General features: G+C 59.6%; 27 protein-coding genes and 1 riboswitch. Of the genes, 18 read left to right on the top strand and 9 right to left on the bottom strand.

The window, feature by feature from the left end; all coding sequences use genetic code 11:
- Positions 1-13 precede the first annotated feature (13 nt).
- Positions 14-340: a YolD-like family protein gene (locus IDH41_RS22865; RefSeq protein ID WP_190865229.1), complete on the bottom strand. Its 327-nt coding sequence runs from the start codon at positions 338-340 to the stop codon at positions 14-16.
- Positions 337-1,629 (bottom strand): DNA polymerase IV, encoded by a 1,293-nt coding sequence (locus IDH41_RS22860; protein ID WP_190865227.1) that lies wholly within the window; start codon positions 1,627-1,629, stop codon positions 337-339. Before IDH41_RS22860 ends, IDH41_RS22865 begins: the two co-directional genes overlap by 4 nt.
- A 222-nt stretch (positions 1,630-1,851) precedes the next feature.
- On the opposite strand from IDH41_RS22860, the gene IDH41_RS22855 reads away from it, so the two are divergent.
- From IDH41_RS22855 to IDH41_RS22790, 14 genes are all read left to right on the top strand, one after another.
- Positions 1,852-3,564, top strand: coding sequence for a spore germination protein (locus IDH41_RS22855; RefSeq protein ID WP_190865225.1), 1,713 nt, complete (start codon positions 1,852-1,854; stop codon positions 3,562-3,564).
- Positions 3,565-3,567: 3 nt separating this feature from the next.
- A complete protein-coding gene (locus IDH41_RS22850) occupies positions 3,568-4,689 on the top strand; it encodes a GerAB/ArcD/ProY family transporter (protein WP_190865224.1) in 1,122 nt (373 codons plus the stop codon).
- Positions 4,658-5,893, top strand: a complete 1,236-nt coding sequence (locus IDH41_RS22845; protein ID WP_190865223.1) for a Ger(x)C family spore germination protein — start codon at positions 4,658-4,660, stop codon at positions 5,891-5,893. The genes IDH41_RS22850 and IDH41_RS22845 overlap by 32 nt, the downstream gene beginning before the upstream one ends.
- 37 nt (positions 5,894-5,930) lie before the next feature.
- Positions 5,931-6,131, top strand: a complete 201-nt coding sequence (locus IDH41_RS22840) for a CLC_0170 family protein (protein WP_190865222.1) — start codon at positions 5,931-5,933, stop codon at positions 6,129-6,131.
- A gap of 117 nt (positions 6,132-6,248) precedes the next feature.
- Positions 6,249-7,796: a spore germination protein gene (locus IDH41_RS22835; protein WP_190865221.1), complete on the top strand. Its 1,548-nt coding sequence runs from the start codon at positions 6,249-6,251 to the stop codon at positions 7,794-7,796.
- Positions 7,797-7,814: 18 nt separating this feature from the next.
- Positions 7,815-9,035: a Ger(x)C family spore germination protein gene (locus IDH41_RS22830; protein WP_190865220.1), complete on the top strand. Its 1,221-nt coding sequence runs from the start codon at positions 7,815-7,817 to the stop codon at positions 9,033-9,035.
- 19 nt (positions 9,036-9,054) lie between these two features.
- On the top strand, positions 9,055-10,146 hold the full coding sequence (locus IDH41_RS22825; RefSeq protein ID WP_190865219.1) for a GerAB/ArcD/ProY family transporter: 1,092 nt from the start codon (positions 9,055-9,057) through the stop codon (positions 10,144-10,146).
- 88 nt (positions 10,147-10,234) lie between these two features.
- Positions 10,235-11,455, top strand: a complete 1,221-nt coding sequence (locus tag IDH41_RS22820; protein ID WP_190865218.1) for a glycosyltransferase — start codon at positions 10,235-10,237, stop codon at positions 11,453-11,455.
- Between the two features lie 52 nt (positions 11,456-11,507).
- Positions 11,508-11,619, top strand: a riboswitch (TPP riboswitch).
- A gap of 178 nt (positions 11,620-11,797) precedes the next feature.
- A complete protein-coding gene (locus IDH41_RS22815; protein WP_190865216.1) occupies positions 11,798-12,850 on the top strand; it encodes an ABC transporter substrate-binding protein in 1,053 nt (350 codons plus the stop codon).
- Positions 12,851-12,889: 39 nt separating this feature from the next.
- Positions 12,890-13,192 carry a thiamine-binding protein gene (locus tag IDH41_RS22810; RefSeq protein WP_190865214.1) on the top strand — a complete coding sequence of 101 codons (303 nt, stop codon included), beginning with the start codon at positions 12,890-12,892 and terminating at the stop codon, positions 13,190-13,192.
- Positions 13,182-13,961, top strand: coding sequence for an ABC transporter permease (locus IDH41_RS22805; protein WP_190865212.1), 780 nt, complete (start codon positions 13,182-13,184; stop codon positions 13,959-13,961). The genes IDH41_RS22810 and IDH41_RS22805 overlap by 11 nt, the downstream gene beginning before the upstream one ends.
- 151 nt (positions 13,962-14,112) lie before the next feature.
- Positions 14,113-14,892 (top strand): ABC transporter ATP-binding protein, encoded by a 780-nt coding sequence (locus tag IDH41_RS22800; protein ID WP_223829979.1) that lies wholly within the window; start codon positions 14,113-14,115, stop codon positions 14,890-14,892.
- A 146-nt stretch (positions 14,893-15,038) separates the two neighbouring features.
- Entirely contained in the window at positions 15,039-15,860 is an 822-nt protein-coding gene (locus IDH41_RS22795) for a TatD family hydrolase (protein ID WP_190865210.1), read from the top strand.
- Between the two features lie 238 nt (positions 15,861-16,098).
- Positions 16,099-16,878 (top strand): glucosaminidase domain-containing protein, encoded by a 780-nt coding sequence (locus tag IDH41_RS22790; RefSeq protein WP_190865208.1) that lies wholly within the window; start codon positions 16,099-16,101, stop codon positions 16,876-16,878.
- A 100-nt stretch (positions 16,879-16,978) separates the two neighbouring features.
- Here the strand turns inward: IDH41_RS22790 and IDH41_RS22785 are convergent, their stop codons facing one another.
- A complete protein-coding gene (locus tag IDH41_RS22785; RefSeq protein WP_190865206.1) occupies positions 16,979-17,137 on the bottom strand; it encodes a hypothetical protein in 159 nt (52 codons plus the stop codon).
- A gap of 167 nt (positions 17,138-17,304) precedes the next feature.
- Between IDH41_RS22785 and IDH41_RS22780 the strand changes: the two genes are divergently transcribed.
- Positions 17,305-18,060, top strand: coding sequence for an N-acetylmuramoyl-L-alanine amidase family protein (locus IDH41_RS22780; RefSeq protein ID WP_190865204.1), 756 nt, complete (start codon positions 17,305-17,307; stop codon positions 18,058-18,060).
- A 348-nt stretch (positions 18,061-18,408) separates the two neighbouring features.
- Here IDH41_RS22780 and IDH41_RS22775 read toward each other — a convergent pair whose 3' ends face one another.
- Positions 18,409-19,362, bottom strand: a complete 954-nt coding sequence (locus IDH41_RS22775; protein WP_190865202.1) for an ATP-dependent DNA ligase — start codon at positions 19,360-19,362, stop codon at positions 18,409-18,411.
- A gap of 48 nt (positions 19,363-19,410) precedes the next feature.
- The gene (gene ku / locus IDH41_RS22770; protein WP_190865200.1) at positions 19,411-20,253 is read right to left on the bottom strand and encodes a non-homologous end joining protein Ku; all 843 of its coding nucleotides are present in this window, start codon (positions 20,251-20,253) and stop codon (positions 19,411-19,413) included.
- Between the two features lie 237 nt (positions 20,254-20,490).
- Between ku and IDH41_RS22765 the strand changes: the two genes are divergently transcribed.
- The gene (locus IDH41_RS22765) at positions 20,491-21,477 is read left to right on the top strand and encodes a 2-hydroxyacid dehydrogenase (protein ID WP_190865198.1); all 987 of its coding nucleotides are present in this window, start codon (positions 20,491-20,493) and stop codon (positions 21,475-21,477) included.
- Between the two features lie 54 nt (positions 21,478-21,531).
- On the opposite strand, the gene IDH41_RS22760 is transcribed toward IDH41_RS22765, so the two are convergent.
- Positions 21,532-21,690, bottom strand: coding sequence for an asparagine synthase (locus tag IDH41_RS22760; RefSeq protein WP_190865196.1), 159 nt, complete (start codon positions 21,688-21,690; stop codon positions 21,532-21,534).
- Positions 21,691-21,875: 185 nt separating this feature from the next.
- Here IDH41_RS22760 and IDH41_RS22755 point away from each other — a divergent pair, with 185 nt between their 5' ends.
- Together IDH41_RS22755 and IDH41_RS22750 are read left to right on the top strand one after the other, a co-directional pair.
- Complete coding sequence (locus tag IDH41_RS22755; protein ID WP_190865195.1) at positions 21,876-22,073, top strand: hypothetical protein; 198 nt, start codon at positions 21,876-21,878, stop codon at positions 22,071-22,073.
- Entirely contained in the window at positions 22,063-22,311 is a 249-nt protein-coding gene (locus IDH41_RS22750) for a hypothetical protein (protein WP_190865193.1), read from the top strand. The genes IDH41_RS22755 and IDH41_RS22750 overlap by 11 nt, the downstream gene beginning before the upstream one ends.
- 15 nt (positions 22,312-22,326) lie before the next feature.
- On the opposite strand, the gene IDH41_RS22745 is transcribed toward IDH41_RS22750, so the two are convergent.
- From IDH41_RS22745 to IDH41_RS22735, 3 genes are all read right to left on the bottom strand, one after another.
- The gene (locus IDH41_RS22745) at positions 22,327-22,827 is read right to left on the bottom strand and encodes a CBO0543 family protein (protein WP_190865191.1); all 501 of its coding nucleotides are present in this window, start codon (positions 22,825-22,827) and stop codon (positions 22,327-22,329) included.
- A gap of 202 nt (positions 22,828-23,029) precedes the next feature.
- Positions 23,030-23,761 (bottom strand): collagen-like protein, encoded by a 732-nt coding sequence (locus IDH41_RS22740; RefSeq protein ID WP_190865189.1) that lies wholly within the window; start codon positions 23,759-23,761, stop codon positions 23,030-23,032.
- A gap of 20 nt (positions 23,762-23,781) precedes the next feature.
- On the bottom strand, positions 23,782-24,516 hold the full coding sequence (locus IDH41_RS22735; protein ID WP_190865187.1) for a collagen-like protein: 735 nt from the start codon (positions 24,514-24,516) through the stop codon (positions 23,782-23,784).
- Positions 24,517-24,863 lie beyond the last annotated feature (347 nt).

Here is a 24,863-nt window from a genome sequence, read left to right as displayed (position 1 = left end):
CCTCTTGCCGCCCCTATTCTTCCGGCGCCGCTCCCTCGATGTCCCGGATAAGAAACCATTCGCCGTCCACCATGAAGCGCCCCTTCAGCGGATCGATGCGGTCGATGATGCCGATGACGGTCAGCTCTTCGACCGGATGGAACATCCGCAGCGCGATTTGCCGCCGCTGCCGCAGCGATTCGGCCACGGAGCGGGCGACATGCTCCCACTCCTGCTCGTCAAGCTCCACGCGCCGCCGCTGCCGCAAAGCCGCTTCGTGGTCGTTGATCGCAACCTTGTGCTCGGGGAGCATCATGCGGCTCGATTCCCAAAGCCCGTTTCCTTCCAGCTTCTTTCTCATTTGTAATGTCCTCCGATCTTTCTTGCGCGGTGCTGAGCCTGCCCGGCAGGCGTAATCGAGACCGCTCTTAAAATAGTCGCATCCCCGTACTTCCGTTTGATCGCGTCCGTCGCCCGCTCCAGCGCCATCGTCTTCTCGCGGTCCCGATCGAACAGCGAGAGCTGGTACTCGTCGTCGGCCGACAGCTGCGAGAGGCTGACGCCGACCTTCCGTACCGGCATGCCGTCCCAATGCCGCACCAGAAGCTCGACCGCCGCGCGGTACACCTGATTGGTGACGTTGGTCGGGTCCGCCATCTTCATCTGGCGGCTGAAGCCGCTCGGGCGGTCGTAATCGGCTCCCATGCAGCCGACCGACACGACATGCCCCATGAACCCTTTGCCGCGGCAGCGCTGGCAGACAAGCTCCGTCAGCTCCAGCAGCACGACCTTAATCTCCTCGAGCCGGGCGTAATCGCGCGGCAGCGTCATCATATGGCCGACCGACTGCGGCGCGACCTCGTGCGTGCCGGGCCTGACCGGGCTGTCGTCGATGCCGTTCGCGATACGCCAATACAGTTCGGCATTGATATCCGAGTTTTTGCCGAACTTGCGGCGCATCAGCTGCTTCAGCTTCTCGAGCGGCGTCTCGGCGAGCTTGCCGATCGTGTCGATGCCCATGGCATTGAAATGGCGCGTCATGCGGCTGCCGACCATGAACATCTTGCCGATCGGCAGCGTCCAGAGCGTCTCCCGGAGATGCTCCTTGGGCAGGACGTAGATGCCGGAATCGTTCTTCTTCGCGTAATTGTCGCAGGCCGTCTTCGCCAATATTTTGTTCTCGGCGATCCCGAAGCGGGTGTACACGCCGAGCTCCTCTTGAATCCGCGCCTGAATCATCCGCGCGAGCGCCTCCGGGGTGCCGTACAGATGGAGCGAGCCCGTCACGTCGAGAAACTGCTCGTCGATCGAATAGGGTTCGACCAGGTCGGTGAACGACTGGTAGATGCGGGTAATCGTCATCGAAACGTCGATGTACAGCTGCATGCGCGGCTTGATGATGACGAGATCCGGACATTTGGCGAGCGAATCGCCGAGCCGCTCCGCCGTCGTGACGCCGAACTGCTTGGCGATGGGGCACGCGGCGAGAATGATGCCGGACCTGCGTTCGGGGTCGCCGGCCACGACGACCGGCTTATCCTTGTATTCGGGACGCTCCGCTTTCTCCACCGACGCGTAAAACGATTGACAGTCCGCGAGTAGGACGACCCTCCTCGGGGCCGCCGCGCCGCGCCGTCGTTCAACCTCCATCATGCATCCCTCCGAGATAAGAACGTTTGTTCTTATTATATACAGAACGCTTGTTCTTATTCTATAGGTTTTTTATGGATGTTACTGTCAAAATTTGATGGAAGCCGTCCGTGGAGACGCAGCGATGGATAATATTGCTTCAACAAGCAAAAGCTACTGCGTGTACGCCTTCATCTTCCCTAAAGGAAGAAAGCGAAATGACAAGATCGGGGCGGGAAAGCCATGCCATTTGGAAAAGGGTTAAAAAAATCGGGCACAAAACAGACGATCGCCGTTCCGAGTCGGGCATTAGCCGAGTACGACGACGTTCCATTGGACGGGGACCTCGAGAAGACGATCGCTTTCGTCGAGGATATGATCGGGGCGAACGCGGATGCCGTCATCCGCAGGTTCCATATGTTCGGCAAATATCCGGCCGCCATGTTCTACTTCTGCAACATGGTGAACCAAACGTCGATCCATTCGGATTTGTTGAAGCCGCTCATGTATCCGCCTCCGCATATCGACGCGGACGACATCGGGCTTGACCGGCTGAAGGACGTCATCATGAACGATGCGTTGTATTATACCGGATCCAAGCTGGAGAACAAGCTTGCCGCGCTGGTCGAAAACGTATTGCGGGGGAGTACCGTCATCGCGGTGGACGGCATCCGGGAAGCGATCGTCGTCGAAACGCGCAGCATCGAGAAGCGGAGCATCGACCAGCCCGCGACCGAGCAGGTCATCCGGGGGCCGCGGGAAGGCTTCATCGAGCCGATCGGCACGAATATCGCGCTGATCCGTTACCGGCTGCAATCGGCCGATCTGCGCATCGAATCGTCGGAGATCGGCCGGCGGACCAAATCGAAGGTGGCCGTCTGCTACATGGAGGGCATCACGAATCCGAAGCTGGTCGAGGAAGTCAATAAGCGGCTGTCCAAAATCGACATCGACGGCGTAATGGACTCGGGCTATCTCGAGCAGTTCATCGAAGACAACCATCTGTCCCCGTTCCCCCAGGTGCAGTATACCGAACGTCCGGACAAAATCGTCGCCAACCTGCTCGAGGGCAGGGTGGCGATCCTGGTCGACGGCTCGCCGCTCGCGCTGGTCGTGCCGACGGTGTTCAGCCAGTTCTACCAGACCGTGGAGGACTATACGGAACGGTTCCTCATGATGAGCGCGATCCGGCTCGCGAGACTCGTCGCCCTCATGTTCTCGCTCGTCTTTCCGTCGATTTACGTGTCGATCATTTCCTTCAATCCGGAATTGATCCCGACGGAGTTCGCCGTCGCCGTCGCGGGCGGCCGCGCGGGCGTTCCGTTCCCGGCCGTCGTCGAAGTGCTCATCATCGAAGTGTCGATGGAAGTATTGCGGGAGGCGACGATCCGCCTGCCCCAGCAGGTCGGCGGGGCGCTCTCCATCGTCGGCGTGCTCGTCATCGGCCAGGCGGCCGTGGCCGCGGGCTTCGCGAGCCCGATCACGGTCGTCATCATCGCACTGACGACGATCGGCTCCTTCGCGACGCCGGCCTACAACGCGGCGCTTGCTTTGCGCCTGCTCCGGTTTCCCCTCATTTTCATGGCGGGAATTTTTGGCTTATACGGCGTCATGATCGGGTTGATCCTTATCGCGAACCATCTGTTGTCGTTGAAATCGTTCGGCGTGCCTTATTTAAGCCCGCTCGTGCCGGGCGATTTCCAAGGGATGAAGGACCTGATCGTCCGCGGGCCGCTCAGCTGGATGAAGGACAGGCCGTCGTTCCTGAGGCCCGTCGACAAGGTGAAGACGGGCGGCGGGGCCGCGCACGACGTTGTGAGGCAGTCCGGACTATCCGGAGAGCAATCCGAAGGGCAATCCGGATCATCCGAAAGGTCCGATCAATCCGGACAAACCGGACAATCCGATCCGTCGCCGAAGCCGGCAGCGGACGCGAAGCGGGAGGAGGGGGGCTGACACATGGAGAGAACGCGCCAAATTACCGTCATCCAAACCGCGGCCATTCTCGTCAGCACGATTATCGGAGTCGGGGTGCTGCCGCTGCCGCTCTTCGCCGTGCGGGCGGCCGACTCCGCCGCTCCGCTGGTTACGTTACTCGGCATGCTCGTGGCCTCTCTCGGACTAATGCTCGTGACCTGGCTCGGCAAACGGTTCTCCGACAAGACCATCATCCGCTACAGCGAGGAAATTATCGGCAAATGGCCCGCCTGGCTCGGCAGCGCCGCGATCATCGGATTTTTCGCCGTGCTGACGTCGCTTGCCGCGAGGGAGTTCGGAGAGGTCGTCGTCACCTCGGTCTTGAAGACGACGCCCGTGGAGGTGACGGTCATCGTCATGCTCATATTGGCGGCGATCTCGACGCGCAATACGATTACGACGTTCGCGTATATCCATACCTTCTACTTTCCGCTGCTGCTCGTGCCGGGTATTCTGATCGTCGCGCTGTCCTTGAAAAATGCCGAAGTCATCAACCTGCAGCCGATATGGGCAAGCGGCGTGTACGAGATCGCGAAGGGGTCGATGACGATCGCGGCTTTATTCCAGGGCGCATTCATTCTGAGCATGGTCATCCCTTCGATGCGCAGCCCGCAAAGAGCGATGAAGGCGAGCGTCTGGGGGATGATCATCGCCGGAGGGCTGTACGTCATCATCGTCACGGCCGCGGTCAGCGTGTTCGGCGCGGAGGAAATCAAGAACCTGCTGTGGCCGACGCTTGAGCTCGCGAAGGCGACCTCGCTGCCGGCGAACATCCTGGAGCGTTTGGACGCGGCCTTTCTGGCCGTGTGGGTAACGGCGGTGTTCACGACGCTGCTTTCCAGTTATTTTCTGACGATATACGCCATAAGCCAGCTGTTCCGGTTGGACGATCATAAGCTGTTTTCCTTTTTCCTCCTCCCCTTCGTTTTCGTCATGGCCATGCTGCCCCAAAATATCGTGCAGCTGTACGACATCATCGAGAACGTAGGCCGAATCGGGTTGTATATTACGATCGGATATCCGGGGCTGCTGTTACTGATTGCGATCATTCGCAAGAAAAGAGGGAATCGCAATGAAGACCAAGCAATGGATGAGAGCGGTTAAGCTGTCGCTTGTCATTCTGCTCGTCGTCCCGCTGCTGACGGGGTGCTGGGACCGGCTAGAAATCGAGGAGCGCGCCGTCGTGCTCGGGGTATCCATCGACACGGCTTCGGACGAATCGGAAGCGGAAGAGTCGGAGGTTACCCACACCCGCGGCTCGCTTCCCCCGCCCAAAAAAGGGATGGTGCGCGTCGGCGTGCAGATCGCGCTGCCGGGCCGCATCCCGCTCGGACCGGGCGAAAGCGGCGGCAGCCAAGGCGATTCGAGCAAAACCGTCTGGGTCATCGACGTCGTCGGCCATTCCATCGACGACGCCTTCATGAACCTGCAGCAGCAGGTGTCCAGCCGGCTGTTCTTCGGGCATCTGCGCGTCATCGTCGTGTCCGAAGCGGTCGCGCGCAAAGGGCTGGAGAACGTCAACGATTATTTCCGCCGCAATTCGGAGGTGCGGCGGATGGCCTGGATGATGATCTCGAAGGGACGCGCGCTAAGCCTTTTGAAGGCCGCTCCCAAGCTGGAGCGGATTCCGACGCTCTATTTGATGTCGACCCTCGACGAAGGGATCCGAATGGGGAAATTTCCGAAGGATTATATCGGCATATTCTGGAGCAATTTGTCCAAGAAGGGGCAGGAGGGCTTCCTGCCTTACGTGGAGAGAAAGAAGGACCAGAACATCGAAATTATGGGCCTTGCCTATTTCAAGGGCAATCAAATGGTCGGTTCGACGAAGCCGCTCGAAATTGCCGGGTATTTGGGGCTCAGAGGAGTCAATCCGGCCGGCTACCGCGCGTTCATCAATTTGGATGGCGCCAAGGAAACGGTGATCACCTATGTCACGCAGCGGCGCTCGAACATCGATCTTCAGATCAAAAACGATCTTCCGCATTTTAAGGTTAAAGTGGACCTGGAAGTGAACATCGAGGAGAAAATCAACGAGGCGATGTACATCGACAATCCGCAAATCATCGAGAAAATCGAGAAACAGCAGGAGAAGGCCTCCGTTGTGTTTTACGAGAACATCATCGCCAAAACGCAGGATAAGGGCTCCGACATATTCGGCTTCGGGGAGCATGTCCGGGCGAAGAAGCCGGGCTACTGGAGCAAAAAAATCAAAACGAAGGAAAACTGGCAGCGGATATACAAGGATGCGACGTTCGACATTTCAGTAACGGTAAACGTCCGCCGGATCGGAATGAAAGCGAAATAGCCGCCGGTTGGCATAAGAGCCGGGGAGGCGATTGGGAATGATCGGCAACGGATATACGATGGGCTCGTTCAGCTACGTTATTTTTTTGTTTCTGATTTGCGGGGCGCTTATCCTGCTGATCGATGCGAGAGGCTATAAGCTGGCCGGGAAAAACAAGGATCACAAAATATCGCGCTTCATCGGCTGGACGCATCTCGTGCTGGGGACGGTTCTGCTCGTGCTGAAGTTCATTCTTTAAGGCGCATGAAGCGCCGCAAGGGGGCGCTTCCGGCAGGCGGACCGCCGGAAAGCCGGGCACATATTCAAAGCCAGAATGCGCCAAAATAGATGCAACATGGAAACGAAGGTGCTCCCTATGAACAAGCAAACCCAAAACGCGCTGACGCCGCTCAGCCCGTCGCTGCACGCCAACGTGAAGGCGGTCCGCAGCCGATTCGGAGGCAGCTCCGACCTGGTTGTGCGGCTGTTCCGCAGCGACGCGGCACCGGATCGCGAACTGGCCGTCGTCTACGTGGACGGGCTCGTAAACGCCTCTACGATTAACGAAAGCATCATGGAGCCGCTGATGGGCATGGCTCTGCCGGAGCATGCGCCGCGGAAGGGCGAGAAGATGATCGACGCGCTGCGCGGCTGCGTCGTTTCCGTCGGATCGGTGCGGGAGGTCCGGACGCTCGACGAGGCGCTGCAGGGCATGGCGGACGGCTTATGCCTCATCCTGGCGGACGGCAGCGCCGCGGCCTTGACGGCGGACGCGAACGGCGGGGACCAGCGGGCCGTTACGAATCCGCAGACGCAGACGGTTATCCGGGGGCCGCAATACGGCTTCGTCGAAAACATAAGGACCAATATCAGCCTGGTGCGCCGCATTATCCGGTCCCCCAATCTCCACGTCCAAATGCATAAGATCGGCAGGCAGACGAATTCGAACGTAGCCGTGCTGTACCTGCACGGCGTCGTCGACGAAGGGATATTGAAGGAGGTATACCGCAGGCTGGCGGACATCGATATCGACGGCGTGCTCGAAAGCGGCTATATCGAGGAATTTATTCAGGACGAGACGTTCACGCTGTTTCCGACCCTCCTGAACACGGAGCGCCCGGATACGGTTGCCGCCGCGCTGCTGGAAGGGCGGGTGGCCGTCCTGGTGGACGGAACGCCGATCGCGCTAATGGCGCCGACGAACTTCTTCACCTTCTTTCAATCGCCGGAGGATTTCTATCAGCGGTACGACATCGCTTCGTTCGTGCGGATCATCAGGTATGCGGCCTTTATCGTCTCGATGCTGCTGCCGGCGCTTTACATCGCGGTCACGACGTACCATCAGGAAATGCTGCCGACGACGCTGCTCATCAGTCTCGCCGCCCAGCGGGAGGGCATCCCTTTCCCCGGGCTGATCGAGGCGCTTCTGATGGAATTGACGTTCGAGGTGCTGCGCGAGGCGGGGCTTCGCATGCCGCGGGCGATCGGACCCGCGATTTCGATCGTCGGCGCCCTCGTCCTCGGGCAGTCCGCCGTGCAGGCGGGCATCGTGTCGGCGGGCATGGTCATCGTCGTGTCGTTCACGGCCATCTCGAACTTCGTCATGCCGGAATCGAATATGGCGGCAACGTCCCGCATATTGCGCTTCGCGTTCATGCTGATGGCGGGGATGCTCGGCTTCTTCGGCATCTTCATCTCCGTGCTGTTCATGCTGATCCACATGACCTCGCTCCGTTCGTTCGGCGTCCCTTATATGTCGCCGATGGCGCCCGGCCCAAAGAAGCAGGGCTTATGGCGGGACGTCTTCGTCAGGCTGCCCTGGTGGGCCGTCGTCCTCCGGCCGCTCGATATGAAGCTGCGCAATCCGAAGCGGCGGCCGAACGGCAGAAAGCCGGCCGCGCAGCGTCATTCCGACAATCCGTAGCGTAAGGGAGCGATAGCGGTGAGTATAGGCAAGCTGTTCAAGCTGTTCCTGGCGATTGTGCTTGCTCTCCCGGCCGGCGGCTGCTGGAACCGGGTCGAGCTGAACGAGATCGGGATCGTCTCGGCGACGGGGGTCGACTTGAAAGAAGGCAAATGGCAAATTTCGTACCAGGTCGTCATTCCGCAGGCGATATCGGGTAACGTCGGCACGCCGAGCTCGGCGGCCGCCGTCAACGTGTTCTCGACCACGGGAGACAGCTTCAGGTCGGCGATCAGCAGGGCGAGCCAGGAGACGTCGAGGAGGCTCTATTTTGCGCACAATCAGATCGTTATTATTAGCCAGGAGGCGGCTCGGAGCGGCCTGGAGCAGCTGTTCGACGTCTATCTGCGAAACGCCGATTCGCGCGAGACGGTCAGCGTTTTCCTGGCAAAGGGAAGCGCGAGGCGCATGCTCGAGCAGCTCATCCCGCTCGAGAAAATACCGGGCGCGGCCATTCAGCGGATGATTGCCAACGAGGAGGCGAACAGCTCCGTCTTCCGGGAAATGACGATGCACGACGTGCTGTTCGACCTGCTCGGGGCGTCGCAGGCGACCGGCATCCCGAGCCTGACGGTCGCGGGTTCGAGCGAGAGCCTGGATCAGGCGGACAAGCTCAGCCGCACGAATACGCCGTCCAAGGTAAGGCTGAACGACCTTGGGCTCATCGACAAGGATAGGCTGGTCGGCTGGATTTCGAAATCGGAGAGCCGCGGCGTCATGTGGCTGGCCGGCCATATCAAACGGGCGACGGTCGCCTTCTCGTGCAGGGAGGACGACAAGGGGCTGAAGGAGTCCTCCGTGCTCGTTACGCGCGCGAAGACGAAGCTTCGCCCCGAGAAGTCGGGCGGCAAGTGGGTCATGCACGTGGCGGTCGACGCCGAAGGGACGCTGATGGAATACAATTGCGAAGGGGATTTGACGAAGCCGGGCGACGTCGGGAAGGTCGAGAAGGCGATCGAGGAAGAAATCAAGCGGGAGATGGAACTCGGCTGGCAGGCCGTCCGTAAGCACAAGACGGATGTCGTCGGCTTCGGCGGCAGCATTCGGCAGAACGACAGCAAGGCATGGAAGAGCATGAAGGACGACTGGCCGGAGGAGTTCTCCCGGATGGACGCGCGGCTGTCGGTCCGCATGAAGGTGGGCACGACCGGCATGAGCGGAAGCGGGTTCAAAAAAACGCAGAAGAAGGCGCGTTCGTAGCCGGAATAGGAGGGACGGTATGCAGCAAATCGGGAAAAGGCAGATGTCGATACTCATCATTGTTTTCCTGATCGGCAGCACGCCGCTGTTCGAGCTCGGCATCAAGGCGAAGCAGGACGCCTGGATCGCCATGACGCTTGCCGCCGCCGCCGGGCTGCTGCTTACCGTCATGTACCTTCGCATCCATAAGCGCGCGCCGGAAGCGGGGCTGTCCGAGCTGTACATGATGCATTTCGGCAAGTGGCTCGGCGGGGCCGTCGGGCTGCTCCACGCCTGCTGGTTCGCGTACGAATCGATGCGCAACGTAAGGGACGTGGGCGAGCTGACGTCGATGGCGCTCCTGACTTTAACGCCGAAATGGATCGTCATGCTGCTTATTCTGCTCGCGTCCGCCTATACGGTCAGCAAGGGGCTTGAGGTGTTCGTCCGGGTCGGACAGCTGCTGTTCCCGATCGCGGCGGTCAGCTATGCGCTCGTCTTGTTGCTGCTGCTCATAACCGGGCTGCCCGACATTCATCATTTGCGCCCCGTGCTGGAGAACGGCTTCGCGCCGGTATGGAGAGCCGCGTTCCCCGATCTGCTCTCCTTTCCGTTCGGCCAAATCGTCATTATGCTCGTCTTCTGGAAATACGTCGCCGAGAAGAAGGAGATCGGCCGCATCACGTACTGGTCGCAGACGGGCGTATCGATATTCCTCATCATGATGAACGTCGTCATCATGTCCGTACTCGGGCCGGAGCTGGCCTCGGTATCTTCGCTGCCGCTTCTCGAGGTCGTCCAGCTCATCAGGCTGGCCAACTTCCTCGAGAGGCTTGACGTCATCGTCACGCTGCTGCTGTTCATCGGCTTGTACGTGAAGATGACGGCGCTGTACATGGCGTCGGTCTTCAGCGTCAATGCCGTGACGGGCATCGCGTACCGCTATTGCGTCATGCCGATCGGCCTACTCATTTACGGCTCTTCGTTCCTCGAACCGAACAATACGTACCATATTTGGATCGGCCTCGACATTACGCTGAAGGTCGTGCCGCTGTTCCAGGTGGCGCTGCCCCTGCTCATGCTTCTGGTCGGCGTCAGGAAGAAGTATAAGGCTAAGACTAAGACATCCTAGTTTATGGTGTATTATAGGCGGCGAACGCTCACCGGACCGGCTGTTCGAACATAGTTTATGGAGATAGCCTGGCTTGAGGGGGATTCGCGTGAGCGATGCGAGGATCGGCATGACAAGCGTCATTGTAATGGCCGGCGGCGAACCGGAGAGCGCGATGCGGTGCGTGGAGCGCGTGCGGCGGCATACGGACCGAAGCGGTACCGAGCTGATCGCCGTCGTTAACGGGGGCGCGGCGGCGCGGGCGCTTCGCGAAATCGGAGCCGCCGTAATAGAGAGCGGTTGCAACGAAGGGACGGCGAAGGCGCGCAATCGCGGGATCGCGGCGGCATCCGGCGAGCTCGTCGCGCTGCTGGACCGGCACGCGGCCGTTACGCCGGGCTGGCTTGACGCCTTGCAGCGAGGCCTGCTGGGCGATCCGCGAGTCGGCGCGGCCGGCCCGGCGACGAGCCGCAATGCGGGAGGGCGCCTGCCGGTCGCCTATGAAACCGAGGAGGAGCTGGAGCTTGCCGCCTCCGCGCTGCATGCCGTCCCCGACCGGTCGAAGCGGGAGGAGCGGCTGGCGCTTGACGGCTCGTGCCTGCTTCTGCGCAGGTCCGCTTACGGGAAGGCCGGACCGTTCGACGAGCGCTTCGCCGGCGCCCGCTGCGCGGATATCGATTTCGGGCTGCGGCTGCGGCTGGCCGGCTATGCGCTCCTATACTGCGGCGATGTTTACGTTCATCAAGGGGAAGACGGCCCGGAGCCTCGTGCCGACGCATCCTTGTTCAGGCAAAAATGGGGCTTCTCCCCTTGCGCGGCCGCGGATGGAGAACCGGATATCCGCGCGATGCTCGAGCGGGCGTCGCATGGCTATATGCGCGGCGAACGCGCCATTATGCAGATCGGCTGCGGCTGCGGGGCGTCGCTGCTGCAGCTGAAGAAGCTGTTTCCGGGGGCGGCATGGTACGGCTCGGAGCCGTCCTCGAAGGCGGCGGACGTGGCGCGGGCGGCCGGCATTACGGTGTTCCGCCCGAACGGGCGGCGCGCGCGGCCGATTGAGGCCGCGTGGCTGGACGGCATTATCGCGGGCCGCGCCCGCGCGTACGGCAAGCCGCGGGCGCTGAAGCGGCTTGCCTGCTCGCTGAAGCCGAACGGCTGGCTGCTCGGCCGCTTCGAGAGCCGCTTGTACAGCAAGCGGCGAATCAAGAAGCTTTACCGGCTTGCCGGCTTGACCGGCGTAGAGATCGAGGCGGCGGGCGGGCCCGCATCCTCTTGGTTGCTCGCGTTCGGTCGCAGGCGGAAAGCCGCATCGGCGTCGCCGCCAAAATAATGCTGGCCTTTTGGACCGGTTTTGCTATACAATTGACCTTGTTGACGAAACCGAATATGTTCCGGGGAGCTGGTAAAGCCGGCTGAGAGGGAATGAGCAGCACAATTCCGACCCGTTAACCTGATCTGGGTAATGCCAGCGTAGGGACAAAAAGCTTTGTTCGCGCAAGCGGACCCGGTCGAAGCGGCCGAGTCTATTGCTTATGCGGGCAGCCGCGCAGCCGAATGCATGGCGTCCTCCGGATCGGGAGGGCGCTTTTTTTTATTAGGTGATCGAACCGGATATGGCCGGGGCGTCGTCAGCTTACGACAAATAGAGGTACGGAGAGGGGAAACAGGCATCATGAAGCGGTTGAAAGCAGGACAAGCGTCATGGAGAATCGCCGCCGCCATGCTCGTCATGGCTTTGGCGCTGGCCGGCTGCGGCGGAAACGGCGGCAATAACGCGCCGGCCGCAAGCGGGAACGGGCAGGAGCAGGAAGGGGGAGCGGGCAAGCCGCTCGAGAAGGTGCAGGTCGTGCTGGACTGGACGCCGAATACGAATCATACCGGACTTTACGTCGCCAGGGATAAAGGGTTTTTCGAGGAGCAGGGCCTCGACGTCGAAATTATTCAGCCCGGCCAAAGCGGAGCCGATCAGATGGTCGCCTCGGGCGAGGTGCAGTTCGGCGTAAGCTATCAGGAGTCGATTACGATGGCCCGCATCGCGGGCGTGCCGCTCGTGTCGATCGCGGCGGTCATTCAGCATAATACGTCCGGCTTCGCTTCGCCGCTCGCGAAGGGGATCGACGCGCCGGAGAAGTTCGAGGGCAAGTCGTACGGCGGCTGGGGCGCTCCCGTCGAGGAAGCGGTCATCGCCTCGCTCATGCAGGAGCGAGGCGCGGACGTCGGCAAAGTGAACATCGTAAGCATCGGCGACAGCGACTTCTTCACGGCGGTTAAGCGGGACATCGATTTCGCGTGGATTTATTACGCGTGGACCGGGGTGGAAGCGGAGCTTCGCGGCGAGAAAATCAATATGGTTTATTTGACCGATTACAGCGACAAGCTGGATTACTATACGCCGGTGCTGGCGACGAACGAAACGCTGATCAAGGACAAGCCGGAGCTCGTTAAGGCGTTCACGGCGGCCGCGGCGAAAGGGTATCAATACGCGATCGATCATCCAGAGGACGCGGCGGAAGTGCTGATCAAGGCCGAGCCGGATCTCAACGCCGAGCTCGTGCGCGCCAGCCAGAAATGGCTCAGCCCGAAATACCAGGACGACGCGCCTCGTTGGGGTGAACAGAAGCTGAGCGTATGGGAAAATTACGCCGACTGGATGTTCGAGCACAAGCTGCTCGAGAAGGAGCTGGAGGCGGAGAAGGCGTTCACGAACGAGTTTTTGCCGGAGTAACGGCCGGCGTTATCGAACTTTAGGAAATGGGGGATCTAGGTGGCAAACGCATTGGTAAGCATTCAAATTTTGCCGACGACGCCCGGAGGCGAGAGCGTCATTCCTTACGTCGACCGCGCGATCGACATTATTAAAGCGGCGGGCGTGCCTTACCGCGTCGCGCCGCTGGAGACGACGATGGAGGGCGAGCTCGGCCATCTGCTCGGCGTCGTGCGGACGATGAGCGAGGCGATGGCGGAGATGGGCTGCCCGTCCGTCATCTCGCAGGTGAAAATTTATTACAATCCGGGCAGCGGCGCTTCGATGGGACGGCTGCTCGAGAAATACCCCGATGGGCAATAAGCGAAACTTATGGGCGAAGATTTGGCCGCCGGCCGTCACGCTGGCGGCGCTTCTCGCGCTTTGGCAGGCGGCGGTCACATGGGGCGGCATCGATCCGTGGCTGCTTCCGGCGCCCGTATCGATCGTGCAGGAGGCGATTGCCGTCTGGCCGCGGTTAATGGACCATACGGGAGCGACGGTGCGGCTGATGCTGATCGGCTTCGCGGGAGGATCGGCGGCGGGCTTCGGGCTCGCCGCTTTGCTGCATTTAATCCCGTGGCTGCGCAACGTCGCCTACCCGCTGCTCGTGCTGTCGCAGAACGTCCCGATCGTCGCGATCGCGCCGATTCTGACGATGCTGCTCGGCTGGGGGCTGCTGCCGAAGGCGATTCTCGTCGGGATGGTTTGCTTCTTCCCGATTACGATCGCTATGCTGAGCGGGCTCGAAAACCCGGATCCGCAGCTGCGCGACTACTTCCGGATGATCGGCACCGGCAAGTGGCAGCTGTTCTGGCGGCTGGAGCTGCCGCATGCGATCGTCCATTTGTTCTCCGGCCTGAAGATCGCCGCATCGTACAGCGTGCTTAGCGCCGTCGTGGCGGAATGGCTCGGCACGAACAAGGGGCTGGGGGCGTTCATGCTGATCTCGTCCAAAGGCTTCCAGCCCGACCGCGTCTACGCGGCGGTAATTATCATCGTGACGCTCAGCCTGCTGTTGTTCGGACTGGTCGCGCTGGCGGAGCGCTTGCTCATTCGCTGGCGGCCCGGAAGCGGCGAGCTTACGAAGTAAGGTTTGCTGCGCAAACCTAAGCAGATGCTTACGTAGCAAGGTTTGCTTCGCAAACCTAAGCAGATGCTTACGAAGCAAGGTTTGCTTCGCAAACCTAAGCAGATGCTTACGAAGCAAGGTTTGCTGTGCAAACCTTTGAGGAGGCAAAGTTATGCATACTGGTACGGCGGATGACCGCATGGCGCTGAAGGCGGAGCGGATCCGGAAGCGGTTCGGCAATGGGGACGCCGCCAAGGAGGTTCTCGGGGGCTTGTCGGTTTCGGTCGGTAAAGGGGAATTCGTCTCGATCGTGGGGCCATCGGGAAGCGGCAAGACGACGCTGTTCAAAATTATCGGCGGACTGGAGCCGCCTACGGAAGGCGAAGTATGGATCGGCGGCAAAAAGACGACGGGCGAGCGCGGCCACATCTCGTACGTGCCGCAGCAATCGGCGCTGCTGCCGTGGCGGACCGTCGCCGGCAATATCGAGCTGTCGCTGACGATATCGGGCCTGGACCGTCGGACGGCCAAGCGGGAGACGAAAGAGTGGCTTGCGCGGATCGGACTAGGCGAATACGCGGATGCTTACCCGCATGTGCTGTCCGGCGGCATGACGCAGCGGGTGTCGTTCTTGCGGGCGCTGCTCGCGCCGCAGCCGCTCATGCTGCTCGACGAGCCGTTCGGCGCCTTGGACGCGCTCACCCGGCTGCAGATGCAGCAGTGGCTCACGTCCATCTGGGAGGAGAGCCGAAGATCGGTGCTGCTTGTAACGCATAGCATCGAAGAAGCGCTCTATTTGTCCGACCGCGTCATCGTGCTGTCGGCTTCACCGGCCGCCGTGCTGGAGGAATTCGCGGTTCCCTTCCCGCGGCCGCGCCGCGAAGCGCTTTGGACCGAACCGGCGTTCAATGCGATGAAGCAGCGAATTTACGAGCTGTTGAGGCAGCCGTAAGCGCGCGTAAAACGAAGCCAAAGGTTAACGAAGCCGTTTTGCTGCGCAAAACTTTAGCCCGTGCTTACGAAGCCGTTTTGCTGCGCAAAACTTTAGCCCATGCTTACGAAGCCGTTTTGCTGTGCAAAACTTTAGGAGGATGGACGATGGCGGACAACGCAAAGGCGCTATGCATAGACGCGCATGTACACATAGATTTGTATGCGGAGGAGGATCGCGCCGGGCTGCTCGAGGACGCTTTCTCGCGCGGCGTCGAGGCCGTCGTGGCGGTGTCGATGCATCTGGCTTCCTCCGAGGCGAACCGGGCGCTTGCGCAGCGCTTCCCCGGACGCGTTCACCCCGCATACGGTTTTCATCCGGAACAGCCGATTCCGCCGGCGGAGGAGATCGACCGGCTGTTCGCATGGATCCGCGAGCGGCACGAGGCGGGGGAACGGTTCGCGATCGGCGAAGTCGGACTTCCGTACTATACGCGGACGGAGGCGGAGGCAGCCGGCGGGCGCTTCGACGAGGAGCCTTATTTGGAGCTGCTGGACCGGTTCGCGGCGCTCGCTTCGGAGCTGGATCGTCCGATCGTGCTCCACGCGGTGTACGAGGACGCGGACAAGGCGTGCGATTTATTGGAGAGGAACGGCGTCCGGCGCGCCCACTTCCATTGGTTCAAGGGAAGCGAATCAGTCATGCGACGCATGGCGCGCAGCGGCTACATGATCTCGGTTACGCCGGACGTCGCCTACGAGGACGAGATCCGGCCGATCGCGGAACGCTATCCGCTCGAGCTGATGATGGTGGAGACGGACGGGCCGTGGCCCTTCGAAGGTCCCTACGCGGGCCGTGCGACGCGGCCGGAGATGGCTGCCGACGCGGCGAGCCGTATCGCGGCGCTGAGGGGGCTCCCCGCCGAGGAGACGGGCAGGCGTCTGCTGGCAAATACGCGCCGCTTCTACGGCATGCGGGAGCAATTATAGATTGGGCAGAGGGCTGGCTTAACGGAATCTTGCGATCCGCTAGGCCGGCCTTTTCGTGCGTATGCCGCTCGTCGCGAGGGCGAGGGAAGTCCGTGCGCCGTTCCCTCGACCCGCTCATCGTCACGGTTGGCGGGATATATGCCGATTTGTCCGTTGCCCCTCGGGCGTCCGCCGCATAAATTAAGTAAGGAAAGCCTGAGATTACATGCCTTAATCGTTGGCGGGAAGGAGAAGGAAGATGGCTGCACTGACGAGAGATCAATTTTTCGCGAAATTGGCGCCTACGGTCATACGTGTCCGAAGGGAAGGTTCGACGATGTTTCCTTCCGTTCGGCTTGCGCAAAACCTGCTCGAAACCGGCGGCGTCATTCATTCCTGGAACAACTTGGGCGGCATTAAGGTCGGAAGCGGGCAGGTCAATGCTTACTGGCAGGGGCAAGCGGTCGTGAAGGGCACATGGGAGTACGTCGACGGACGAAACGCGAGTACGAGAGCCGCGTTCCGCGCTTACAAAAGCGTCTATCACTTCTATAAGGATTCGGACCTGCTGCTGGCCAACCCGCGATACGATCGCGTCCGCCGGTCGATGACGCCCGAGCAGCAGGCGGATATGCTGCAGGCAAGCGGCTACGCAACGGACCCCGCTTACGCCTCCAAGCTGAAATCGATCATGCAGCGGTATGGGCTTAAGAGGTACGATGCGGCGGGCACCAAAAAAGTGCCGAACCCGTCGATGCTGGAGGAAGCCGAGTCCGTCGCCGTGCTTCATGACGGCCTGGTCATGACGGACGGCTACCTGCTTCGCGGCGTAACTTGGGTGCCGGCGAGGCTGCTGGGGGAGGCGCTCGGCGCGGAAATCGACTGGGTGGCGGCAACGAAGCAGGCAACGGTGAACGGGCAGGCGCTGGTGACGGTTTTGTCGGAATCGACCGGCTACGTGCCAATCCGCGATTTGGCGGCCGTAATCGGCATGACGGCAAGCTGGGACGCGTCGGCAAGAGCCGTGCTGCTGGACTGACGGGGAGGCTGCCTCAAAAAAAAGAGAGCAGGCGCGAAAAGCGAGAACGCCGGCTCTATTGCGGCGGCCGGATAGACGAGCGTATCCGGCAGCCGGATTTTCATTTGTTTTTTTTGGATGCGGCCCAAAACGCGAGAATGATCAGGGGAATGAGAATGTACCACGGAATCGTGATCGTGCCACCTACGATGAAGGCTAACGCCATGACCGCAACAATGCCCAAAATAATGTACAGGCAGCCTCTGCCAAACGTTTCCATCTTTGAATCGCCTCCTAGCCTTTTCCAGAAAGTATATTCGGTATTAACGCTTTTATGGACGGTACGGTTTCAAAAATACGCGAATGTTGACCGATTTTGCAAAGACGGGTTCACCGATAGCCGGGGGGCGCAATACGCTGATAAGAGAGAAGGAAGGAGGAAGGAGGATGGCCAAACTCATCGCAATATGCGACGGACATGGCATGGAGACGGCCGGGAAGCGCACGCCTATGCTGCCTGACGGCTCGTTCATGAGGGAAAATGAATTCAACCGGGCGGTAGCGGCCATGCTGGATACCCATCTGCGGCGCTGCGGCTTCCGCACGCTGCCCGTTGCCCCGACCGACGCGGACACGCCGCTCCATGCGAGGATTCGGCTCGCGAATACGGCGGGCGCCGATTTCTATATCAGCATTCACGCCAATGCTTTCGGGATCGGAGGCTGGAACGGCGCAAGAGGTACGGAGACGTATTACTATACCGGCAGCGCGGAAGGACGCAAGGCGGCCGAGATCATACACCGCCATTTGACGGGCGGAACCCCGCTCCCGAACCGCGGCGTGAAGACGAGCGGCAGCTTCGCGGTATTGCGCGATACGGTCATGCCGGCCGTGCTCGTCGAATGCGCGTTTATGACGAACAGGGAGGACGCGGCGCTGCTGCTGTCCGGGGCTTACCGCGCGGAGTGCGCGGAGGAGCTGGCGCGCGGCTTATGCGAATATTTCAACGTCCCGTATATCGTGGAGGAAGCGGAAGTAGAGGAACCGGGGGAGGTGAGCGGCCCTATGACGGCGGAGGATGCCAACAAAATCATTCGGTTTTTGAGCGCGGCCTATATGGCGACGGACGTTCCGGAGGCTCGGAAGGAGTTCAACCGGCTGGCGAACGAGCTGAGGATCGCGAGCGGCCAGCCTACGCAGTAACGCACGTAGCGGAAGCCTCCCTGATCGGAGGCTTCTCTATTGGGCTCGAAACGAAAAAGAAGGCCCATCGAAATGAGCCTTCCGATTTTTCCCGCGGGATACGGCGCAACGGAGGATACGCCGCCCGGAGAATCAAAATCAATAGCCTTTACCGTAAGGGCTTACTAGCCCACAGCTGCATGCAATAATCACCAAAAGGATAAAAAGTACCAAAATTGTACCCGTGTTTGTAAAAGCTCCACCTACGAGACCGGACATTATCGTAACACCTCCTTGCTTCATCGTACAATGCAGTTTATGCGCGATTGACCCGTTCGGCTTGGGTATTTGGCATGGAGCGGCATTCGCCTAGAGCCCCTTCAACTGATCGATCGTACATTCGCGGCCGTTCAGGCCGACGATGGCCTGAATGCTCGGGTGACGCATCGTCCCGCCCGGCGTGAGCTCGAGAAATTCGACTTTTACGGCGATTTCGGGCTTGACCCAGACCGCCTCCTTGGACCTTGCCGGCTCGTTAAGGAAAGGCCTATCGGGTACTTTCATTCTTCGGGTGCCTTCGGTAATGGCTGCCCAATCTTTTTGCGTTAGTTTGCCGGTGCCGGCGTGGCCGATGTAAATCAGCTCCCGGTCGTCCGAATAGAGGCCGAGCAGCAGGGCGTTCACCGTATCGTGCCTGAATGTAACCCCGCCTACGACGGCGTAGAGGTCCTTCTTGACCTTCCGTTTTCTCCAGCGCCCGTCTTTTCCGTTGATGCCGTACGCGCTGCGGAGGTCTTTGAAGACGACGCCCTCCATTCGATGCCGTGTCATCAATTCGTACAAGGCTTCGCCGTCGTCGAAATTTTGCGAGAGCTGCACATGGCTTTGCGGAACGATCATTTGCCCCAGCAGCGCTTGCCGGTATTCGAGCGGCCGGTCCGTCACCCATTCCCCGTTGCAGAACAATACGTCGAACACCATGTAGGTCACCGGAATCCGGGAGACGGCTTGCGCGATGCCGTGCGCCTGCTTCAAGCTGTCCCTTCTCATCACTTCGTGAAACGAAGGCTTGTTCTGATCGAACGCGATCATTTCGCCGTCCAGAATAACGGAATGAGCTTTGCAGAACGCGCCGATGTCGGCAAATTCGGGAAACTGCAGCGTCCTCTCGTTCAATTTCCGGTTGAACAGCCTCGTCCCGCCGCCGTCGTAATAGAGCAGGATCCGGACGCCGTCCCATTTGATTTGCGCCACCCAGTTGCTTCCTTCGGGGGAAACGGACGCGCTTACGGGCTCGAATGGAAAAACGGGCTTGAGTTCCATGGCCAACCTCCCAAAATGCGATAGCTCGAAGGAGGCGGCTTGAGCGGCTCAAGACACATTGTCCTTCGTTTTTTTGCTTGTTCTTTTCCGCTTGGGCTGCTCGGCGGGCGGCGGCGATTTCGCGGCTTCCAGGCTCGCTTGCAGCGCGGCCATCAGGTCGATGACGTTCGTACGGGCTTCGGCGGCCGGCGCCGACACGATGTCGACGCTCTCGCCGGCGATTTTGTGCTCGATCAATTCAAGCAGCGCCTTGCGGTAGTCGTCGGTATATTTGTCGGGCTGGAAAGGCTCGCTGAGCTGCTCGACCAGCATCGTCGCCATCGTCAGCTCCTTCTCGTTCACCGCGGGCTGCTCGGGCAAGTTCGGCACTTGGGACACGGAACGGATCTCGTCGGGGAAAAACATCGTCTCCAGGCAGAGACAGTTCTCGACGACCCGGATGGCGGCCAGGCTGCTTTTGCTGCGAATCGCGATTTTGGCGATGCCGATTTTGCCCGTTTTTCGGATGGCCTCGACGAGCAGGCTGTAGGCGCCGCCGCCGGCCATGTCGGGGGACAGGTAATACGCTTTTTGGAAATAGATCGGATCGATATCCGTTAAATCGACGAAATCCAAAATATGAATCGTTTTGGCGGATTCCGGCTTGATGCTCTCCAGCTCCTCTTCTTTGACGATCACGTATTTGCCCTTCTCGTACTCGAAGCCTTTCACGATATCCTCGGGAACGACTTCCTTATCGCAGTGGCGGCATGTTTTGGCGTAGGAAATCGGCATCCCGCATTCCTTGTGCAGGCTGCGGAAATGAATGTCCTTGTCCTCCGTCGCCGTAAACATTTTGACCGGGACGTGGACAAGCCCGAAGCTGATCGCGCCTTTCCAAACGGTATGCATGGCGTAAGTCTCCTTATTGTCGGATTATTCCAATAGGATGCGCTTAAACGGGGCGGTTTTATTCGTTCGGATGGTTGCGAGAGGAGAAAGGCATGCGGGAGGCGAATAGGCTAAAGATTGGAATATAATGCGCAAAGTTGTCCGGCAAAGTCGATGGACGGCTGCGAATGAGCGGCGAAACCGCGAGGGCGCCCTAGCGGGGCGCGAGACTAAAGCGATAGGACGTGATCGGAAGAGATGAAGGCAAAAATCTATATTACGCGAACGATACCGGAGCACGCGGTGCGCAAGCTGGCCGAGGCTTGCGAAGTCGACATGTGGCCGGAGGCGGATATCCCGGTTCCGCGGGAGGTGCTGGAGGAGAAAATTCGGGATGCCGACGGCTTATACTGCATGCTGACGGACGCGATCGACTCGCGGCTGCTGGCCGGCGCTCCCCGTTTGAAGGTCGTCAGCACGATGGCGGTCGGCTTTAACAACATCGATATCGAAGAAGCGAGCCGGAGACGAATTATGGTAGCGAATACGCCGGGCGTGCTGACCGAGACGACGGCCGATTTGACGTTCGCGCTGCTCATGGCGGCCGCGCGCCGAATCGTCGAAGCTTCCGATTTTTTACGGGCGGGGGGGTGGTCGGCTTGGTCGCCGATGCAGCTTACCGGCCAGGACGTATACGGGGCGACCCTTGGCATTATCGGGATGGGGAGGATCGGCGAGGCGCTGGCCCGCAGGGCCAAAGGGTTCGACATGCGCGTTCTGTATCATAACCGCAGCCGCAAGCGGGAGGCCGAGCAGAGCATGGCCATCGAATACGCGGAGCAGGACGATCTGCTCGCGCATTCCGACTTTGTGTGCGTCATGGCGCCATTGACGCCGGACACCCGCAATTTGATCGGCGCGCGCGAGCTGAATCTCATGAAACCGTCGGCGATCCTGATCAATTCGGCCCGGGGCGGCATCGTGGACGAGCGGGCGCTTTACGACGCGCTGGCAAGCGGCACGATATGGGCGGCGGGCCTTGACGTCTTCGAAGAGGAGCCGGTCAAGCTCGATCATCCGCTCTTGACGCTGTCGAACGTCGTCACGCTTCCGCATATCGGGAGCGCTTCGATCCGGACGCGGACCCGGATGGCGGAAATCGCGGCGGACAGTTTGCTGCAAGGGCTCTCCGGCGAGCTGCCGGCGCACTTGGTGAACCGGGACGCCTTTGCGGCAAGCGAATAAGAACGCAAGAGAGGGAGGCTGCGGGCGCAGCCTCCCTCCTTCATCTCGCCAAACTTACCGGTGCTCCACCAGGTCGATCGCCCCAAGAATGACATGAGCGAGACCGAAGCCGAGTATACCGGTTGCCGCAAGCTTATACTTGCTCCTCAGCAGCGTGGCACCGGAAGCCGTAACGACCGTCCCGAGAACGGCAGGAATCAAACCTTCGCGCACATTCAACACTCCTTTTGGTTATGTTTGGCAAGACATTCTATTTTGCTTCGAAAGGGCGAATCGTATGCAGGCGGGCCAAGCTTCTTCGATCATTTGCCCGACTCGGCTGGATGAAATTAACATGGAACTCGAACGCACGTTTGGCATATGATAAGAACAAACGTTCTTATTCGAGGTGAAGACCCATGCTTGAAACGTTGGTCGGCCGAACCGTCCAGATCATCTATATGAACCGCAATCGGAATATTTCCTTCCGTACGATCGAGATCAAGTCGGTCGGAGGCGGCAGAGTGAAGGCATACTGCCTAACGGCCAGCGCCCCGCGCGTCTTCCTCATCGACCGGATCATCGACGTCGAGTTGGTGAAGCGGCATGCTGGATGATACCTCCCGCAAAGTGTTGACCGTCCTATGGAACACCTATCGCAACGATCCGTGCCGCATCGATGTCGGCTACGTCAGCCAGCGCTCGCAGCGGACGGAGGACCAAGTGAAGGACGCGATCAATCTGCTCGTCAAGGAAGGCTTCGTGCTGTGGGACCGGAAGGAGCACTCGTTTCGCGTGATGTATGTCAGGGCGGAGGATAAGCCTGCCCCGAATCGGGGAAATTGGCTGCGTTAAGCAAGGCTTGACCGATCATTTCAAGACCGGTACCTTGAACACGACAAGAAGCAGCACGACCGTAACCGCCGAAAAGAGCAAGGCCAGGGCAAGCTTCGTATGATGGAGCCGGAGCGAGAAAAACATCGCGAAGTAAAAGGCGACCGACCAATAATAATTCCATCCGTGGCCGTACGTAATGTAGCCGAAGCGCTTCCAGACGTACTCCAGCAGCGAGAAGCCGGCAATCCATGACAGGTAATACGCAAGCTTTCTGCTGCCGCGGGTCGGGTAAAAGACTAAGTACAGGAGCGTAGTGGAAGGGAGCAACACGAACGTATTCAACAGGTCAATCGTTTTGTGATTCTTAAATATTGCCGGGTGGAACGACCATAGCAAATAATCGTCGCACAAGAGGCTATAAAGAAGATTGCAAAAGGCGATATAGATCATCGTAGCGTAATGCGCTCTCCATTTTTTTGCCGCGCCGGTGACGAATAGAGCCGCAAAGAATAGAGCATTGGTAACCAAATACATGATGAAGCCCCCGCAGTCTCATTAGTAGATGAATGCCCGGACGAGTGGAGATCCATTTCAAGCATTAGTGGATAGGATTGGCGAATTGCTGCAGAGGTATTCACGGCTCAGGGGGCGAAGGAAGAGGAACGGCCTCTCCCGCATCGATCCGGCGATCGAGGGGAAAGGCCGTTTGTTTAGTTCAGTCGAATGACACGATATCTTAGATCGTATTCGGCCCTATAACCTCGCCGTTAAAATGGATCTCGGTGATAACCGGGTTATTAAAATTCGTAATCGGCATAGGTCCCATAGGTCCATCGGCGACGCTGAAGCCGGAGGCCGGGCCGGCGGCAGCCGTCAAAAAATAGTTCGCCGACGGTCCCGGCGCGCCGGTATCGGTAATCGTGAACGCTGACGTGAAAACGCCTAGAATTTCCGTCGTTCCGGTCTCCGTATTGATTTCCGTAACGGTACCGCCGTCCACGATCGTCCCGACCAGCGTGCCCGTTATTGCCGCGTCGCGGTAAATGCTGAATCGCATCACTTGGCTCGCGACCGCCAATTGGGGAGTGGCGGTTGAGAACATAAAGCTCCAGACGACGGTCGCGCTAAGCGCTACCCGGCTTCCTGCACCGATGCCGCCAAGCGTTACGAATTCGCCCGAAACCTGTACCTCCGGTCCGACTGTCGCAGGCGCAACGGGCAGCGGAACCGATGTAATGGCCGGGCCGCCGGCAACCATCGGATCCGGTATTTCCACAAAATCATAAGAGGACAGCAGCCCGGTTCCCGCCGGGCCGGGCACGCCTTGAGGGCCCGCAGGTCCGGCGGGACCTCTTGGTCCTACGCGGCCAGCGGGTCCTCTCGGTCCGCGGCGGACGATGACTTTAATTTTACGCGTGCAGCATTTTTTGGTTAACACCTTTTTTTTACGGCGCGGTGCGCAATGCACGGTTTACACCTCCTGGTCGATTAGACAGCGTTAGGTCCGATAACCTTCCCGCTAATATGAACTTCGCTGATGTTGATATTCATAAACGTACCGATAGGCTCAGGATCCATGGTAATCAGATTCGTGCTAATCCCGGTGGAAGGACCGGCGGCTGCCGTCAAATAATAGTTGGCCCCGCCCGTCAAACCCGAATCGGTGCAGCTGAAGGAGGACGTGAACGTACCGGTCACGGTCGTCGTATCCGTGCCTTCCGTGTTGATCTGCGTCACGGTGCCGGCCGATATGATTTGGGCTATGCGCAGTCCCGTCAACGGTACGTCGCGAAACAGGCTGAATTGTATTCGCTGGGTTCCGGCGGCCACCTCGGGCGCGGGGAGCGTGACGAAGGAAAAACCCCAAACAACGGTGACCGACAAAACGATTCGGCTGCTGGCGGCGATGCCGCGAAGCTCCAGAAATTGATTGCTGACCTGCACCTCGGGCCCCGTTGTCGCAGGCGCGGCCGGAGGCGTGAGCACGACGATCGCCGGCCCGCCCGCCGTCATCGGGTTCGGAATTTGAACGAAATTATAGAAGGTCAGCAGCCCTGCCCCGGGAATGCCCGGCAGCCCCTGCGGCCCGGAAGGTCCTCGCCGTCCCCGTGCCCCCGCGGGGCCTTGTCTCCCCCTTGGGGCTACTACTTGCAAATCGTTCCTGCAGTGATCGGCACCTTTCTTTTGCAATTCTTCATCGCGACGAATCGTCTCGAGAATCAAATAACTACACCCCTCCCGATATAGATGCGTTATCATATGTTTTTGCAAAAGGGAGGTGATAGACAGGTAACTAGATTTATAGACAGGGGCCTATTATAGAAGCAAAAGGGCGCCGCGAAAGTCGAAGACTATGCGAAAGCGGAGGCCTTCAAACATTTATGAGAATTAGGGCTTTCGTTTTTATCGCGACATTCGTGGGGAAGCCGCGGTTTTACCGTAATCGTAACGGCGATATCTATCAACTCTCTTGTTCTAATGATATAACTTGAATCTTGCGATTTTTCGATACAGTGTGCCTCAAAAGGCAGACCTGTAGCGTGAAAGGTAAATCAACGGTTTAGGCCGTG

Source organism: Paenibacillus arenilitoris (assembly GCF_014705655.1).
GTDB lineage: Bacteria > Bacillota > Bacilli > Paenibacillales > Paenibacillaceae > Pristimantibacillus > Pristimantibacillus arenilitoris.
The sequence above is the reverse complement of the archived record's forward strand: the minus strand, read 5'-3'. Positions and strand labels throughout refer to the sequence as shown.